Below are 15,001 nucleotides of genomic sequence, written 5' to 3' on the forward strand. Positions count from 1 at the left end.
CTCCGGCGGGCCGCGGCCGCCGCCGGTGGCCACGGCGTCGCCGGCTCGGTCGGTGCGGCGGTGCTCCTCGCGGGCGGCGTCGTCGTGGCGTCGGCCTGGACGGTCGACCGCGCGTCCACGGCCGCCCCGCCCGCGGCGACGGTGGCGCCGCCGACCGCGGAGGTCGCGGCCGACCCGGGCACAAGCCACCTCCTGGGCGGTGGGTCCGGCGGCTCCGGCCGGTCCGACAGCGGCGACGCGGAGCGCGACGGCAACGGCGACGACTCCCCGGTCGCGATCGTCTCGCCGCGGCGCACCAGCACCGACGACGGCGAGGACCGCCCGGTCGCCACCCAGCGGCGCACCGCGCCCACCGACGGCGGCTCGGCCGAGCCGACCACCACGCCCCGGGCGACGTCCACCACGACGCGCACGGCCGAGGACACGTCGCGGCCGACCGAGCCGTCGCGGCCGTCCGTCTCGCTGCCCACGGTGCCCGGTCTCCCGTCGGTGACGCTGCCGACGGGGACGTCGCGACCCACGGAGACCTCGCGACCCACGGAGACCTCGCGACCCACGGGGACCTCGCGACCCACGGGGACCTCCAGCTCGACCACCCACTCGACCACCACGTCGAGCACGGGCACGAGCACCTCGGGCTCGGGCACCTCGAGCTCGGCCACCCAGGTCGGCGCGCAGGACGGCGGCTCGTCGACGACCCGGCCCACCACGACCACCACCACCCGGAAGCGCCCGGTCGACCCCGCGGTCGAGGCGCTCGGCGGGCTGTTCGGCAGCCCCTGACCGGCCGGCGCCGTGCCGTCAGGGCAGCGGCGCCGATCGCAGGTCGAGGCGCTGCAGCACCCGGTCGGCGACCTCCGGGTCGGTGCCGGGCTCGCCCCGCGCGGTGAGCACCTCGCGCCGCGCCGCGGCCAGCGCCACCGAGCTCAGCCGACCCCACTGCTCGCGGCGACGGCGCAGGACCGCCAGGCGCTGGTCGTGGTCCGGGCGGTCGGCGGCGTCCTCGCCCGGGGTCGTGCCGCCCCCGCCGTCCGCCACGCCGAGGCGTGCGTAGCGCGCCCGCAGCTCGCCGAGCACCTCCTCGGACACGGCGTCGTCGAGCCCCAGCGCCTCGCGGTCGAGCGACGCCAGCTCGGCCAGCGCCGCGCGCCGCGCGCGACCGGCCAGGCGCTGCTCGGCGGCGCGCCCGACATCCTCGCTCTCGCGCACCCCGAGCGCCCGCAGGAGCAGCGGCAGCGTCAGCCCCGGCAGCACGAGCGTCGCCACGAGCACGCCCGCCGCGATGATCACGAGCTCGGTGCGGAAGGGGAACGGGGCGCCGTCGGCGGTGACGCGGGGCAGCGCGAGCGCCAGGGCCAGCGTCGCCAGGCCCCGCATGCCCGACCACGTCAGCACCGCCACCTCGCGCAGGTCCAGTGGGGCGACGATGTCCCCGCCGCCGCGGGAGCGCACGGCGACCAGCGCACCCAGCATCCAGATCGCCCGCACCAGGACCACGACGACCGCGACCACCGCGGCGTCGGCGACCATCCCGCCCAGCGCGGCGCCGGCGTCGGCCACCACGGCCCGCAGCTCGAGGCCGATCAGCGCGAAGGCCGCGGCGGTCACGAGCATCTCGACCACGTTCCAGAACGCGCCGCCGGTGAGGCGCGCGAGGACGTCGTCGGCGTCGGTGTGCTGGCGCGTCTGCAACGCGGCGACGACGACGGCGATGACCCCGGACGCCTCGAGCGCGTCGGCGGCGAGGTAGACCGCGAACGGCAGCACGAGCGTCAGCGCGCTGGGGGCGACGGGGTCGCTGAGCCGGTCGGCGAGCTGCCGGGCGAGCCACGCGGCGGCGAGCCCGACGGCCACCGCCCCGACCCCGGCCCACAGCAGTCCCAGCGCCGTCGCGAACCCGGGCCGCTCGCCGGAGACCACGGCGGCGATCGCGGCCTGGAACACGACCAGCGCCAGCGCGTCGTTGAAGAGTCCCTCGCTCTGCAGCACCGACACCAGCCGGCGGGGCATCCGCAGCGGGCCGGCGACGGCCTCGACGGCCACCGGGTCGGGCGGTGCGACCGCGGCGCCGACGGCCAGTGCGGCCCCGAGGGCGATGCCGGGGATCAGCCAGACGACCGTCGCGCCGACGGCGGCGATCGTCACCGCGACCAGCAGGACCGCGAGGAACAGCACGGCGCGCCACCGGGCGCGGAAGACCGACCACGACGCGCGCTGCGCGGTCGCGAAGAGCAGCGGCGGCAGGAACAGCGGCAGGATCAGCTCGGGTGAGAGGTCGGGCGCGTCGATGCCGGGCACGAACGCCGCGGCTGCGCCGACCAGCACGAGCAGCACCGGCCACGGCAGCCGCAGGCGGTCGCCCACGCCGACCAGCACGATCCCGACGAGCAGCGCCGCCACCACCAGCAGCAGGACGGTCATGCCGGATGACCTTGCCAGCTCCGGCCACGGCGACCCGGACGGACACTGGCATGCTGCCCGTCGTGGCGGGATTCCGGGACGTCGTGGGACGGGCACTGCAGGCCGGGCTGGACCTGCTGAACAAGCAGGTGGACCGGAGCGCGTCGCCGGCGCGGCCCGGCGCCTCGCAGCAGCGGGGTGGGGGTGGCGGCGTCCGCACGGCCCCGTCCTCGGAGCGGGCCGGGCAGGTCGTCTACCAGCCCGACCTCGACGGCGCGGCCGATCCGGGCGAGATCGTGTGGACGTGGGTGCCCTACGAGGAGGACGCCTCGCAGGGCAAGGACCGGCCGGTGCTGGTGGTCGGCCGCGCTCAGGACGGCGACCTGCTCGGGCTGATGCTCTCGAGCCAGGGGCACCGCCGCGACGACGACCACTGGCTGCCGGTCGGGTCCGGGCCGTGGGACCGCGAGGGCCGGGAGTCGTTCGTGCGCCTCGACCGCGTGCTCGAGATCCCCGAGCACGGCATCCGCCGCGAGGGCGCGGTCATGCCTGCCGACCGGTTCGGCCGGGTGGCCGACGAGCTGCGTCGCGGATACGGCTGGAGCTGAGCCACCGACCGGGTGGCGGACCGGTTACGCTGCGCACAGATGCCCGGCGCGGTCGGGCCGCCGTCGACAGGGGGCCGTTGGTGATCGCCCACGTCGCCGCGCGCCGACTGCGCCGTCCGGGCGTGAGGGTGTAGGAGTGCCCCGTGCCGATCGAGCCCGCCTCCGCCCCGTCCTCCGCGTCCGACGGGAGCACTGACGCCGTGCCCGCCGCGGGCGCCGAGCACGCCGAGGAGGTCCTCGCGGACCCCGAGGAGGGTGCCGCGACCGTGCTCGGTGCCGGCGTCACCGACCGCGGCCACCGCCGCCGCCGCAACGAGGACGCCTTCGCCCTGGCCCGGGCGGTGACCACGAACGGCACGCCCGCCGTCGTCGCCGTCGTGTGCGACGGCGTCGCGTCCGTGCCCGGCGGGGCCACGGCCTCCCGGACCGGCTGCGACGTCGCCGTCGCCGCCGGCGTCGAGGCACTGACCGGCGGCCAGGACCTCGAGGACGCCGCCGCGACCGCCGCCGAGGCCGCCCGCCGCGCGGTCGCCGCGCTGGCCCCGGGCCAGGGAGCCGCCCCGGCCTGCACCTACGTCGCCGCCGTCCTCGACGCCGAGCGCGCGGTGGTCAGCTGGGCGGGCGACAGCCGGGCCTACTGGCTGTCCCCCGACGCCCCGGACGACTCCGCCGTGCTCACCGAGGACGACTCGTGGGCTGCGGAGATGATCGCCGCCGGCCTCGTCGGCGCCGACGACGCGCTGTCCGACCCGCGCGCCCACGTCATCACCCGGTGGCTCGCGGCCGACGCGCCCGACGTCGTCGCCCGCCACCGCGAGTGGACGCTCGACGGCACCGGCGTCCTGATGCTCTGCAGCGACGGCGTGTGGAACCACCTGCCGGACGCGCCGGTGCTCGCCGGGATCCTCGCCGCGTCCGGCACGCGGGACGACGTGCACGCCGACGCGCTGGCGCTGGTCGAGGCGGCGCTCGACGAGGGCGGGCACGACAACGCCACGGCGATCGTGCTGGCCCTGGCCCCGGAGGCCTGAGCGCTCCTCACCTCACGCCACGGGCACCGGCCGCGTGCCGTGGAGCAGTGCGCCCGTGAGCCGGGCGCGGGGGTCGGCGGCGACGTCGAGCGGGTCCGGCTCGACGTCGGCGCGCACCAGCAGGTCGCCCAGGGCGGCGATCATCGCGCCGTTGTCGGTGCACAGCCGGATGGGCGGGACTCGCAGCGTGATCCCCGCGGCGGCGCAGCGCTCCTCGATCAGGCCGCGGACCCGCGAGTTGGCCGCGACGCCTCCGACGACGAGCAGGGTGTCCGCGCCCTGGTCGGCGCAGGCGGCGACGGCCTTGCGCGCGAGCGTGTCGGCGACCGCCTCCTGGAACGAGGCCGCGATGTCGGGGACCGGCAGCGCCCCGCCGTCGTGGGCCTCCACCCAGCGGGCGACCGCGGTCTTGAGCCCGGAGAACGAGAACGTCCACGGCGGGTCGCCCGGACCGGTCAGCGGGCGCGGGAAGGCGATGGCGCGCGGGTCGCCCTCGCGGGCGGCGCGGTCGATCGCCGGGCCGCCCGGGTAGGGCAGGCCGATGAGCCGGGCCACCTTGTCGAACGCCTCGCCGGCGGCGTCGTCGACGGTGTCGCCGAGGTGGACGACCTCGTCGCGGGCGAGGTCCCCCACCCGCAGCAACGACGTGTGCCCGCCCGAGACGATCAGCGCGACGCAGCGCGGGGGCAGCGGCCCGTGGTCGAGGACGTCGACCGCGGCGTGCCCGGCGAGGTGGTGCACGGCGTAGAGCGGGACGCCGGCGGCCAGCGCGTACGCCTTCCCCGCGGCGAGCCCGACCTGCAGCGCCGGGCTCAGCCCCGGGCCGGCGGTGACGGCGACGGCGGTGACGTCGGCGAGGTCGACCTGCGCGCGCTGCAGCGCCGTGCGCACCATCGGCGCCATCGCCTCGAGGTGCGCCCGCGCCGCGACCTCCGGCACCACGCCCCCGAACCGCGCGTGCTCGTCCATGCTCGAGGCCAGCGCGTCGCCGAGCAGCACCCCGTCCGACACGAGCCCGACGCCCGTCTCGTCGCAGGACGTCTCGATGCCGAGGACCAGGGGCGTGCTCACGCGTCCATTGTCCTCGCCGCGGTCGCCGGGGCGCCGAGGAGGCGGTCGAGCGCCGCGGCGGCGGCGCGGGCGGGCACGGCCGCGACCAGCCCGTCGCGCAGGGCGACCGCGAGCGGCGAGCGCCACGCGGCGACCTCGCCGGCCCGGCGCGACCGGGCGGCGACGGCCTCGGCCACCGGGCGGCGCCGTCGCTCGTAGGCCGCGAGCGAGGCCAGGTCGTCGGTGGCCTCCTCGGCGAGCGCGACGGCGTCGAGGAACGCCTGGGCGGCGCCCTGCCCCAGGTTCGGGGTCATCGCGTGCGCGGCGTCCCCGAGCAGCGCCACGCGCCCGCGGTGCCACGAGGACGGCGGGCGCAGGTCGGCGAGCGGGTGCGCGAGCACCGGGCCGACGACGGCGTCGAGGACGGCCGGGATCGGGTGGTGCCAGCCGGCGAAGCGCTCGCGCAGCCCAGCGGGGGCGGGCGCCCCGGCTGTCGGCACGACCGCCCACAGGTAGGTGCGGCCGCCGGGCAGCGGCGCCAGGCCGACGTAGTCGCCGCGCCCCCAGCTCTCGCCGCCCGCGTCGAGGACGTGGTCGGCGACGAGACGGAAGGCCGTGCGGCCCGTCCCCCGCACCGTCGCGTCGGGCCAGAGCCCCTCGCGCACCCGGCTGCGCAGCCCGTCCGCGGCGACCACGAGCTCGGCCTCGTACCGCCCGCCCGCGTCGTCGTGCACGAGCGCCGACGTGTCGGCGTCGCCGGGCTCGACCAGGTCCACGGCCGTCCCCGCGCGGACCGGCCCCGCGGCGGCGAGCAGCAGGGCGTGGAGGTCGGGGCGCGGGAGGACGACCACGCCGTCGCCCTGGCGGCGGCGCAGGTCGTCGGCGTCGAGGCGGGCGAGCCACCGGCCCGAGGCGGTGCGGACGCCGCCGCCGATCTCGACCGTGCCGGCCGCCCGCACGTCGGCGCCGACCCCGAGCGCGTCGAGGGCACGCAGGGCGTTCGGCCACAGCGCGATCCCGGCGCCGGCGGCCCGGGGCGGATCGCCGCGCTCCAGCACCGTGACGTCCCACCCGCGTCGGCGCAGCGCGACGGCCGTCGCGAGCCCGCCCAGCCCCGCCCCCACCACCACGGCTCGCGCCACGACCCACGCCCCTCTACGTCTGTAGTAGGCCGTACTCTACGGGTGTAGAGGCACACCGGGAAGGGGCGGCGCGTGGACCGACGGGACGTCCTCGCCGACGCGGCGATCGCCGTGCTCGCCCGCGCCGGGGGCCGCGGGCTCACCCACCGCGCCGTCGACGCCGCCGCCGGTCTCGCCGAGGGCACGAGCTCGTACTACTTCCGCACCCGCTCCGCCCTGCTGACGGCCTGCGTCGAGCGGCTGGCCGCGCGCACGCTCGCGGAGATGCCGTCCGGGACGGCCGCCCCGGCGAGCGTCGAGGACCTCGTGGCCGCGGGCGTCGCGACCGTCGGGCACTGGCTCGAGCACGACCGGGAACGCCTGCTCGCCCGCTGGGAGCTGGCGCTGGAGTCGACGCGGCGCCCCGAGCTCGAGGCCGCGCTGCGCGCCGCGGGCGCCCGCATCCGCGAGCGGGTCGCGGCGACGCTGCAGGAGCTGGGCGTCGCCGACGCCGCCCGCCGCGCCGACGACCTGGTGGCGTGCCTCGACGGACTCGCCTTCGACCAGGTGGCGGGCGCCGGCCGCCCGGGGCGCCACGCCGACGGGTGGCGGGCGTCGGTCGCCGACCTCGTCCGCGGGTTCACCGGGGCCGGGTAGCTCTCCGGAACGATCTCTCGGGCGTGTCGGCAGCGCGAGCGCTGACGACACCCTCGGGAGATCAACGGGGAGAGCCCACGGCGTCGCTGCTCGGCGCCGGGCGGCGCGACCGCCCCACCAGCACCAGCACGGCCAGCGCCAGCAGGATCTCGACGGCGAAGGCCGCCTGCTGCAGGACGGCGTCGGCGGGCGGGAAGTGCTCGAGGTGCAGCGAGTGGAACACGGCGTGCGGCACCGCGAACACGAGGAACGCCACGACGACCGCGACGACGAGCCGGCGCTCGGGCCACCACGCCGCGAAGGCCAGGGCGACGCCGAGCGCGAGGGTGCCGCCGCCGTGGTCGCGCACGAGGTGCTCGTTGTAGGGCGGGAGCAGCGCGACCCAGGGCGTGCCGCCGTAGGGGAAGGCCTCGTAGAACGCCAGGGGCAGCAGCAGCGCCCAGAGCCCGACGACGACCTGCATCGCCGCGAGCACATAGAGCAGGACCCGGGTGGTCACCGGTGCGCCCCCGCACGCGCGGCGAGGAACTGCTCGAAGGTGACGACGCCCTCGGCGTGCGCGGGCGTGAGGTTCGCGCCCGCCCGGAAGCCGCCGGCGATCGCGCCGGGCAGGCGCAGCGGGACCACCGGGCGCCGCCGGCCGGTCGCGGCGAGCCAGGCGCGGGCGAGGTCGGCCATCGGCCGGACCTCCGGGCCGCCGAGGGGGGCGGCAAAGCCCTGCGGCGGCCCGTCGACGATCGCCGCGAGGCGCGCGGCGACGTCGGTGACGTCGATCGGCTGGAAGGCGGTCCCGGTGAGGGCGGGGACGACGCCGACGCGGGCGGTGGCGGCGAACAGCGAGACGAGCAGGTCGTGGAACTGCGTCGCCCGCAGGATCGTCCACGGGAGCCCGGACCCGCTGACGAGCCGTTCCGCCCGGAGCTTCTCGCGGTAGTAGGGCAGCGGGATGCGGTCGGTCCCGACGATGGAGACGTAGACGAGGTGCGGCCGACCGGCCCGGCGCGCGGCCTCCACCAGCCGGCCCGTGGCCGACGCGTCGCCGCGCGGGGCGGTCGCGCAGTGCACGATCACCGACGCGCCCTCGACGGCGGCGTCGAGACCGGTGCCGCGGCGCAGGTCGCCGACCGTGCGGCCCGGTCCGGCGCGGCGGCTGAGCACCCGCGGCTGGTCCAGCCGCGCGACGAGCGCGCGGCCGAGCGTCCCCGTCCCCCCGGTCACGAGCACGGTCATCGTGGTCCTCCCTGGATCGACCTGGTCGTCGGCGTTCAGGAGGGTCGACGGGACGGGCCCGGCGAACGTGACAGCTGTCCGGCGAGGAACGCGAGCTTGTCGGGGTTGCGCACGATCCGGACCGTCCGCACCGCGCCGTCCTCGACGTCGACGGTGACGACGCCCGCCAGCTCGTCGTCGACGAACCCGAGCACCGCGGGCGCGCCGTTGACCTCGGCGACCGCGCCGTGGCCCCGCCACCGGGCCGGCGCGAGGATCCCCGCGAGGAACCGCGCCACGGCGTCGCGCCCGTGGACGGGGCGGCGCGCGGCGCTGACCTTGCCGCCGCCGTCGGACCAGAGCGTGGCGTCGTCGGCCAGCAGCGCCTCGAGGCCGGCGACGTCGCCGTCGCGGGCCGCGGCGACGAACCGGTGCAGCAGCGGGCCGACGTCGACCGGCGCCGCGGCGGGACGCTCGGCAGCCAGGTGGCGCCGGGCGCGCGTGTGCAGCTGGCGGGACGCGACCTCGCTGACGTCGAGGACGGCGGCGACCTCGGCGTGGCTGTGCCCGAACGCCTCGCGCAGCACGTACACCGCGCGCTCCGGCGGCGTCAGGCGCTCGAGCGTCGTCAACAGCGCGAGCGACACCGACTCGCGCTCCTCGACGGTCGCGGCCGGCCCGGCCGCCGGGTCGGTGGTGAGGATCGGCTCCGGCAGCCACGGGCCGACGTAGGTCTCGCGCCGGACGCGGGCGGAGTCGAGCCGGTCGAGGCAGAGGCGGGTGACGACCGTGGTCAGCCAGGCGGCGGGGGTGTCCACGCCGGCGGCGTGGTCCGCCCAGCGCAGCCACGCGTCCTGCAGGACGTCCTCGGCGTCGTGGGCCGAGCCGAGCAGGCGGTAGGCCAGCCCGAACAGGCGGGGACGTTCGGCGAGGAAGACGTCGGTGGTCCCGGTCACGCCACCATCCTGCCGGGACGGCTTGCCTTCGAGTGCGCTCGAAGTCCTACGGTCGACCTCGTGAGCCTGACGACGGACCGGCTGCGGGACCTCATCGAGACCACCGAGGGCGAGCTGCCCCCGCTGACCACCGAGCTGGTGCGCGACCTCGACCTGCCCGACCACCTGGCCATCGCCGAGGTCGCCGCCCTCACCGGCGTCAGCGCCCACACGCTGCGGTACTACGAGCGGATCGGGCTCGTCGACGTCGCCCGCGACGCGTCGGGCCGCCGCAGCTACGACCGGGACTCGGTCGGCCGGGTCGTGTTCATCACGCGCCTGCGCGACTCCGACATGCCGATCGCGGCGATCCAGCGCTACGTCGGACTCGTGAAGCAGGGCCCGGACACCGAGCCCGAGCGACTCGCCCTGCTCGAGGCGCACCGCGAGGACATCCTCAACCGGCTGCGCGACCTGCAGGCGGCGCTCGCCGTCGTCGATTACAAGATCACTACGTACGGAGGAGCCTGCGGCTCATGAGCACTCTCGGCACCCTGCCCGTCCCGCCCCTGGGGCTCGGCTGCATGGGCCTGAACTGGGCCTACGGGCCCGCCGACCGCGACGAGTCCCTGGCCACCGTGCGCCGGGCCCTCGACCTCGGCGTCACCTTCCTCGACAGCGCCGACGTCTACGCGGGCGGCGAGAACGAGCGGCTGGTCGGCGAGGCGATCGCCGGGCGCCGCGAGGAGGTCACGCTCGCCACGAAGTTCGGCATCCAGACCGACCCCGCCACCGGCTACCCCAACGGGCAGGTGGACGGGTCGCCGGCGTACGTCCGCCGCTCCGTCGACGGGTCGCTCGAGCGGCTCGGCGTCGACCACATCGACCTCTACTACCTGCACCGGCCCGACCCGCAGGTGCCGATCGAGGAGACCGTGGGCGCGATGGCCGAGCTCGTCACGGCCGGCAAGGTGCGTCACCTGGGGCTCTCGGAGGCCTCGGCGGACACCGTCCACCGGGCCGCGGCGACGGCGACGATCGCGGCGCTGCAGTCGGAGTGGTCGCTGTTCAGCCGGGACATCGAGTCCTCGGTGGTGCCCGCGGCCCGCGAGCACGGGATCGGGCTGGTGCCCTACAGCCCCCTCGGACGCGGCATGCTCACCGACGCCTCGGTGCGCGATCTCGCGAGCGACGACTTCCGGCGTCGGCTGCCGCGCTTCGCCGAGGGCGCGCTGGAGGAGAACCTGGCCCTGGTCGAGCAGGTCCGCGAGGTCGCGAAGCGCCGCGGCGCGACGCCCGCGCAGGTGGCCCTGGCCTGGCTGCTGGCCCAGGGGGACGACGTCGTCCCGATCCCCGGGACCAAGCGGCGGACCTACCTCGAGGAGAACCTCGGCGCCCGCGACGTCGTCCTCGGGGCCGACGACCTCGCCGCGCTGTCGGCGCTCGTCCCGTCCGGGGACCGGACGGGCGACATGACCTGGGTCAATCGGGACACCGCTCCCGCGCGGTGACGGGGCGAACGGGCAGGAACCGGACGAACAGTTCCCGCCCGTTCCCCAAGAACCGTCAAAATCTCTCCGTGACCTGCGGAAAGAACGCATGCCGCAGTGGCGCGCCGAGAATCGTCGGTTAATCTCCGTCGCATCACGGGCCGGTCACGCTCCCCCGCTCCCCCGGCCGCGCCCGTCGACGGAGGTGCTCCATGACCGCTGCCCTGCCCGGACCGGCCCCCGCCCGGTCCCCGCAGCAGATGACCGCCGTGCTCGGCGTGGCCGTCGGTGCCGTCGGGGCCGCCGTGCTCGGGTCGCACGCCGGCGAGGTGTCCCTTCCCGACGTCGGCGCCACGACGGCCGAGCTGAACCTGACCGCGAGCCACGCCACCCAGGCGGGTCACGCGGCCGTCGCGCCGGTGGCCGCCGACGCCACCTCGGCGTCGGCGACCGTGCCGGAGCTGACGAAGGCGGCGCAGCGCCACGCGCACGACGCGAAGATCGAGGACGCGATCAGCCTGTTCGAGTCGCGGATCGGCACCACGCGCTACGAGGGGTACTGCGAGCGCGCGGTCGAGAACGCCTTCGGCACCCAGGGCCACTACGGCAGCGCGATCCAGGACTGGCACTCCCAGGACCAGCACACCGATTTCCGCAACGCCCCGCGCGGCGCGATGGTCTTCTACAACACCTCGTCGAACGGCCACGTCGCGCTGAGCCTCGGAGACGGGCGCGTCGTGTCGTCGAGCGCCCACGGCCGCGTCGGCATCGTCCCGATCGACCACTTCCAGCGCCCGCTGGGCTGGGCCTACGCCCCGTACTGAGGGCCTCCGGCGAGGTGAGTGGCGTCAGCCCTCCGCGTCGCCCTCGGCCTCGAGGAAGGCGTCGCGGAGCTGCTGGACCATCGCCGGGTCGGGCTCGGCCCAGAGGCCGCGGTCGACGGCCTCGAGCAGGCGCTCGGCCATGCCGTGCAGGGCCCACGGGTTGGCGTCGCGCAGGAACTGCCGGTTCTCCTGGTCGAGGACGTAGTTCTCGGTCAGCGAGCCGTACATCCAGTCGCTGACCGTGCCGGCCGTGGCGTCCCAGCCGAAGAGGTAGTCGACGGTCGCGGCCATCTCGAACGCACCCTTGTAGCCGTGGCGGCGCATCGCGGCCATCCACCGCGGGTTGACGACACGGCTGCGGAACACCCGCGCCGTCTCCTCGATCAGCGAGCGGGTCTTCACGTTCTCCGGTCGCGTCGAGTCGCCGACGTAGGCCGCCGGCGCCGCCCCCGTCAGCGCGCGGACCGTGGCGATCATGCCGCCGTGGTACTGGTAGTAGTCGTCGGAGTCGGCGATGTCGTGCTCGCGGGTGTCGATGTTCTTGGCCGCCACCGCGATCCGCCGGTAGGCCGCCCGCATCTCGTCGACCGCCGACTCGCCCTGGCGCCCGCGCCCGTACGCGTGCCCGCCCCACGTCGTGTAGATCTCGGCGAGGTCGGCGTCGCCGCGCCAGTCGCGCGAGTCCATCGCCTGCAGCAGCCCCGCGCCGTAGGCCCCGGGGGGCGAGCCGAAGATGCGCGTCGTCGCGGCTTCCCACGACGATCCCGACGCCGCGTCCGCCCGCGCGTGGGCGGCGACGAAGTTGTCCTCGTCGGCCTCGTCCTCGAGGGACGCCACGAGCTGCACCGCGTCGTCCATCGTGGCCACGACGTGCGGGAACGCGTCACGGAAGAAGCCGGAGATCCGGAGCACGACGTCGACGCGCGGCCGCCCGAGCTCGTCGGACGGCACCACCTCGAGCCCCGTCACCCGCCGCGACGCCTCGTCCCACACCGGCCGCACGCCCATGAGCGCCAGCGCCTCGGCGACGTCGTCGCCCGAGGTCCGCATCGCCGCGGTGCCCCACAGCGACAGGCCCACCGACGTCGGCCACTCGCCGTCGTGGTCGGCGCGGTAGCGCTCCAGCAGGGAGTCGGCGAGCATCTGGCCGGTCTCCCAGGCCAGCCGCGACGGCACCGCGCGCGGGTCGATCGAGTAGAAGTTCCGCCCGGTCGGCAGGACGTTGACCAGGCCGCGCAGCGGCGACCCGCTCGGGCCGGCCTTCACGTGGCCGCCGTCGAGGGCGTGCAGGACGCCCGTGATCTCGGCGGTCGTCCCGTCGAGGCGGGGCACGACCTCGGCCGCGGCGAAGGTCAGGATGTCGGTGACGGTCGGGTCCTGGCGGCCCAGGACCTCGAGCGTCACGTCCGGCGCGTCCGGGACCGCCCAGGCCCGCTTCTCCATCCCGAGCACCAGCGAGTGCGCGGTCTCCTCGAACGCGTCGGTGTCGCTGCGCGACGTCGTCCCGTCCTCGGCCATGCCCAGCGCCTCGCGGAGCCCGGGCAGCGAGTGCGTGCCCGACCACAGCTGCCGGGCGCGCAGCACCGCGAGCACCATGTCGACGCGCTCCTGCCCGGCCGGCGCCTGCCCGAGCACGTGCAGGCCGTCGCGGATCTGGGCGTCCTTGATCTCGCAGAGCCAGCCGTCGAGGTGCATGACGAAGTCGTCGAAGCGCTCGTCGTCGGGCTGGTCGGAGACGCCGAGGTCGCTGTCGAGCTTCGCGGCCTGGATGAGCTGCCAGATCTGGCCGCGGATCGCGGTGATCTTGCCGGGGTCCATGGCCTGGATCGACGCGTACTCGTCGAGGAGCTGCTCGAGCCGTGCGAGGTCGCCGTAGGACTCGGCGCGCGCCATCGGCGGGACGAGGTGGTCGACGAGCGTGGCGTGCGCCCGGCGCTTGGCCTGCGTGCCCTCGCCCGGGTCGTTGACGAGGAACGGGTAGACCAGCGGCAGGTCGCCGAGGATCGGGTCGGGCGCGCAGGACGCGGACAGCGCTGCCGTCTTGCCCGGCAGCCACTCGAGGTTGCCGTGCTTGCCGACGTGCACGAGCGCGTGCGCGCCGAAGGTCGACTGCAGCCACCGGTAGGCCGCGAGGTAGTGGTGGCTCGGCGGCAGGTCGGGGTCGTGGTAGATCGCGATCGGGTTCTCGCCGAAGCCGCGCGGCGGCTGCATCATCACGACGACGTTGTCGCGCTGCAGGGCCGCGACGGTGATCGCGCCGTCGTGGACGAACATCGCGCCCGGGGCGGCCCCCCAGTGCTCCTCGACGCCCGCGCGGAAGTCGTCGGGCAGCGTGGCGAACCACCGCGTGTACTCGTCGACCGGCACGCGCGCGGGGTTGGCGGCGAGCTGCTCCTCGGTGAGCCAGTCCTGGTCGTAGCCGCCGGCGTCGATGAGGGCGCGGATGAGCAGGTCGCCGTCCTGCTCGGCGAGGCCCGGGACGTCGCCGATCGCGTAGCCCGCGTCGCGCATCGCGGCCAGCAGGCGGACCACTGACGCCGGCGTGTCCAGCCCGACGGCGTTGCCGATGCGGGCGTGCTTGGTCGGGTAGGCGGAGAGGACGAGGGCGATCTTCTTCTCGGCGTCCGGGACGTGGCGCAGCCGGCCGTGCGACACCGCGAGCCCGGCCACCCTCGCGGCCCGCTCGGGGTCGGCGACGTAGACGGGCAGGCCGTCGGCGTCGGTCTCCTTGAAGGAGAACGGCACGGTGATGATCCGGCCGTCGAACTCGGGGACGGCGACCTGGTTGGCGGCGTCGAGGGGGCTGACGCCGTCGTCGTCGGAGAACCACTCGTCGCGGGTCCGCGTCAGGCACAGCGCCTGCAGGATCGGCACGTCGAGCGCGGCCAGGGCGCCGGTGTCCCAGCTCTCGTCGTCCTCGCCCGCGCTCGCGGCCGCGGGGCGCGACCCGCCGGCGGCCAGCACGGTGGTGACGAGCACGTCGGCGTTGCGCAGGACCGCGACCAGCTCGTCGTCGGGGCTGCGCAGCGACGAGCAGAAGACGGGCTCGGGCACCCCGCCGGCGTCGACGACGGCCCGGCACAGGGCGTCGACGAACGCGGTGTTCCCGGCCATGTGGTGCGCGCGGTAGTAGACGACGGCGACGCGGGGGCCCTCGCCGACCGCGTCCCAGCCCTCGAGGCGCCCCCAGCTCGGCATCTCGGCCGGCGGGTCGAAGCCGTGCCCGGTGAGCAGGACGGTGTCGGAGAGGAAGTGGTGGAGCTGCGCGAGGTTTCCCGGACCGCCCTGGGCCAGGTAGAGGTGCGCCTGCGTGGCGACGCCGACCGGCACCGTCGACGACTCCATGAGCTGCGCGTCGGGGCTCTGCTCCCCGCCGAGCACGACGACGGGGCGCGGCTGGGACGGCGCGAGCAGCGCGTCCAGCCCGTCCTCCCACGCCTGGCGGCCGCCGAGCAGGCGCACGACGACGAGGTCCGTGCCCTCGAGCAGGGCGTCGAGCTCCTCGCCGACCGCGACGCGGGACGGGTTGGCCCAGCGCCACGCCCCCTCCTGACCCGGTGCGCTGGCCCGCGCCGAGCGCAGGTCGGTGTCCGAGGTCGAGAGCAGCAGGAGCACCTGGCCTCCAGGCCGAAATCTGAACACCTAGATAGATGTTGAGGACGAGACGTCGCTACTG

13 protein-coding genes and 1 pseudogene are annotated in these 15,001 nt (G+C 76.3%); 7 read left to right on the forward strand and 7 right to left on the reverse strand.

The window, feature by feature from the left end:
- Positions 1–783: pseudogene (locus ABD994_RS11280) on the forward strand (hypothetical protein); the annotation flags it as partial.
- A gap of 18 nt (positions 784–801) precedes the next feature.
- Here ABD994_RS11280 and ABD994_RS11285 read toward each other — a convergent pair.
- Complete coding sequence (locus ABD994_RS11285) at positions 802–2,421, reverse strand: cation:proton antiporter (RefSeq protein ID WP_345414184.1); 1,620 nt, start codon at positions 2,419–2,421, stop codon at positions 802–804.
- A gap of 62 nt (positions 2,422–2,483) precedes the next feature.
- Here ABD994_RS11285 and ABD994_RS11290 point away from each other — a divergent pair, with 62 nt between their 5' ends.
- Both ABD994_RS11290 and ABD994_RS11295 read left to right on the forward strand, forming a co-directional pair.
- Positions 2,484–3,008: a type II toxin-antitoxin system PemK/MazF family toxin gene (locus ABD994_RS11290; protein ID WP_345414186.1), complete on the forward strand. Its 525-nt coding sequence runs from the start codon at positions 2,484–2,486 to the stop codon at positions 3,006–3,008.
- 143 nt (positions 3,009–3,151) lie between these two features.
- Entirely contained in the window at positions 3,152–4,039 is an 888-nt protein-coding gene (locus tag ABD994_RS11295) for a PP2C family protein-serine/threonine phosphatase (RefSeq protein WP_345414188.1), read from the forward strand.
- Positions 4,040–4,051: 12 nt separating this feature from the next.
- Here the strand turns inward: ABD994_RS11295 and tsaD are convergent, their stop codons facing one another.
- Both tsaD and ABD994_RS11305 read right to left on the reverse strand, forming a co-directional pair.
- Entirely contained in the window at positions 4,052–5,110 is a 1,059-nt protein-coding gene (gene tsaD / locus ABD994_RS11300) for a tRNA (adenosine(37)-N6)-threonylcarbamoyltransferase complex transferase subunit TsaD (protein WP_345414190.1), read from the reverse strand.
- On the reverse strand, positions 5,107–6,231 hold the full coding sequence (locus ABD994_RS11305) for an FAD-dependent monooxygenase (RefSeq protein WP_345414193.1): 1,125 nt from the start codon (positions 6,229–6,231) through the stop codon (positions 5,107–5,109). The genes tsaD and ABD994_RS11305 overlap by 4 nt, the downstream gene beginning before the upstream one ends.
- Positions 6,232–6,303: 72 nt before the next feature.
- On the opposite strand from ABD994_RS11305, the gene ABD994_RS11310 reads away from it, so the two are divergent.
- Positions 6,304–6,867 (forward strand): TetR/AcrR family transcriptional regulator, encoded by a 564-nt coding sequence (locus tag ABD994_RS11310; protein WP_345414195.1) that lies wholly within the window; start codon positions 6,304–6,306, stop codon positions 6,865–6,867.
- A 61-nt stretch (positions 6,868–6,928) separates the two neighbouring features.
- Here the strand turns inward: ABD994_RS11310 and ABD994_RS11315 are convergent, their stop codons facing one another.
- From ABD994_RS11315 to ABD994_RS11325, 3 genes are read right to left on the reverse strand one after another with little or no spacing between them, the layout of a single operon-like run.
- A complete protein-coding gene (locus ABD994_RS11315) occupies positions 6,929–7,366 on the reverse strand; it encodes a DUF4345 family protein (protein WP_345414197.1) in 438 nt (145 codons plus the stop codon).
- Positions 7,363–8,097: an SDR family oxidoreductase gene (locus tag ABD994_RS11320; protein ID WP_345414199.1), complete on the reverse strand. Its 735-nt coding sequence runs from the start codon at positions 8,095–8,097 to the stop codon at positions 7,363–7,365. The genes ABD994_RS11315 and ABD994_RS11320 overlap by 4 nt, the downstream gene beginning before the upstream one ends.
- 35 nt (positions 8,098–8,132) lie before the next feature.
- Entirely contained in the window at positions 8,133–9,032 is a 900-nt protein-coding gene (locus ABD994_RS11325; protein WP_345414201.1) for an RNA polymerase sigma-70 factor, read from the reverse strand.
- A 60-nt stretch (positions 9,033–9,092) separates the two neighbouring features.
- Here ABD994_RS11325 and ABD994_RS11330 point away from each other — a divergent pair, with 60 nt between their 5' ends.
- From ABD994_RS11330 to ABD994_RS11340, 3 genes are all read left to right on the forward strand, one after another.
- Positions 9,093–9,551, forward strand: a complete 459-nt coding sequence (locus ABD994_RS11330; RefSeq protein WP_345414203.1) for a MerR family transcriptional regulator — start codon at positions 9,093–9,095, stop codon at positions 9,549–9,551.
- Positions 9,548–10,522: an aldo/keto reductase gene (locus tag ABD994_RS11335; RefSeq protein WP_345414205.1), complete on the forward strand. Its 975-nt coding sequence runs from the start codon at positions 9,548–9,550 to the stop codon at positions 10,520–10,522. The genes ABD994_RS11330 and ABD994_RS11335 overlap by 4 nt, the downstream gene beginning before the upstream one ends.
- 191 nt (positions 10,523–10,713) lie before the next feature.
- Complete coding sequence (locus ABD994_RS11340) at positions 10,714–11,325, forward strand: NlpC/P60 family protein (protein ID WP_345414207.1); 612 nt, start codon at positions 10,714–10,716, stop codon at positions 11,323–11,325.
- 24 nt (positions 11,326–11,349) lie between these two features.
- Here the strand turns inward: ABD994_RS11340 and cobN are convergent, their stop codons facing one another.
- Positions 11,350–14,940, reverse strand: coding sequence for a cobaltochelatase subunit CobN (gene cobN, locus ABD994_RS11345; RefSeq protein WP_345414209.1), 3,591 nt, complete (start codon positions 14,938–14,940; stop codon positions 11,350–11,352).
- Positions 14,941–15,001: the final 61 nt, after the last annotated feature.

It is taken from the genome of Actinomycetospora chlora, from assembly GCF_039542135.1.
In the GTDB taxonomy this organism is placed as follows: Bacteria; Actinomycetota; Actinomycetes; order Mycobacteriales; family Pseudonocardiaceae; genus Actinomycetospora; species Actinomycetospora chlora.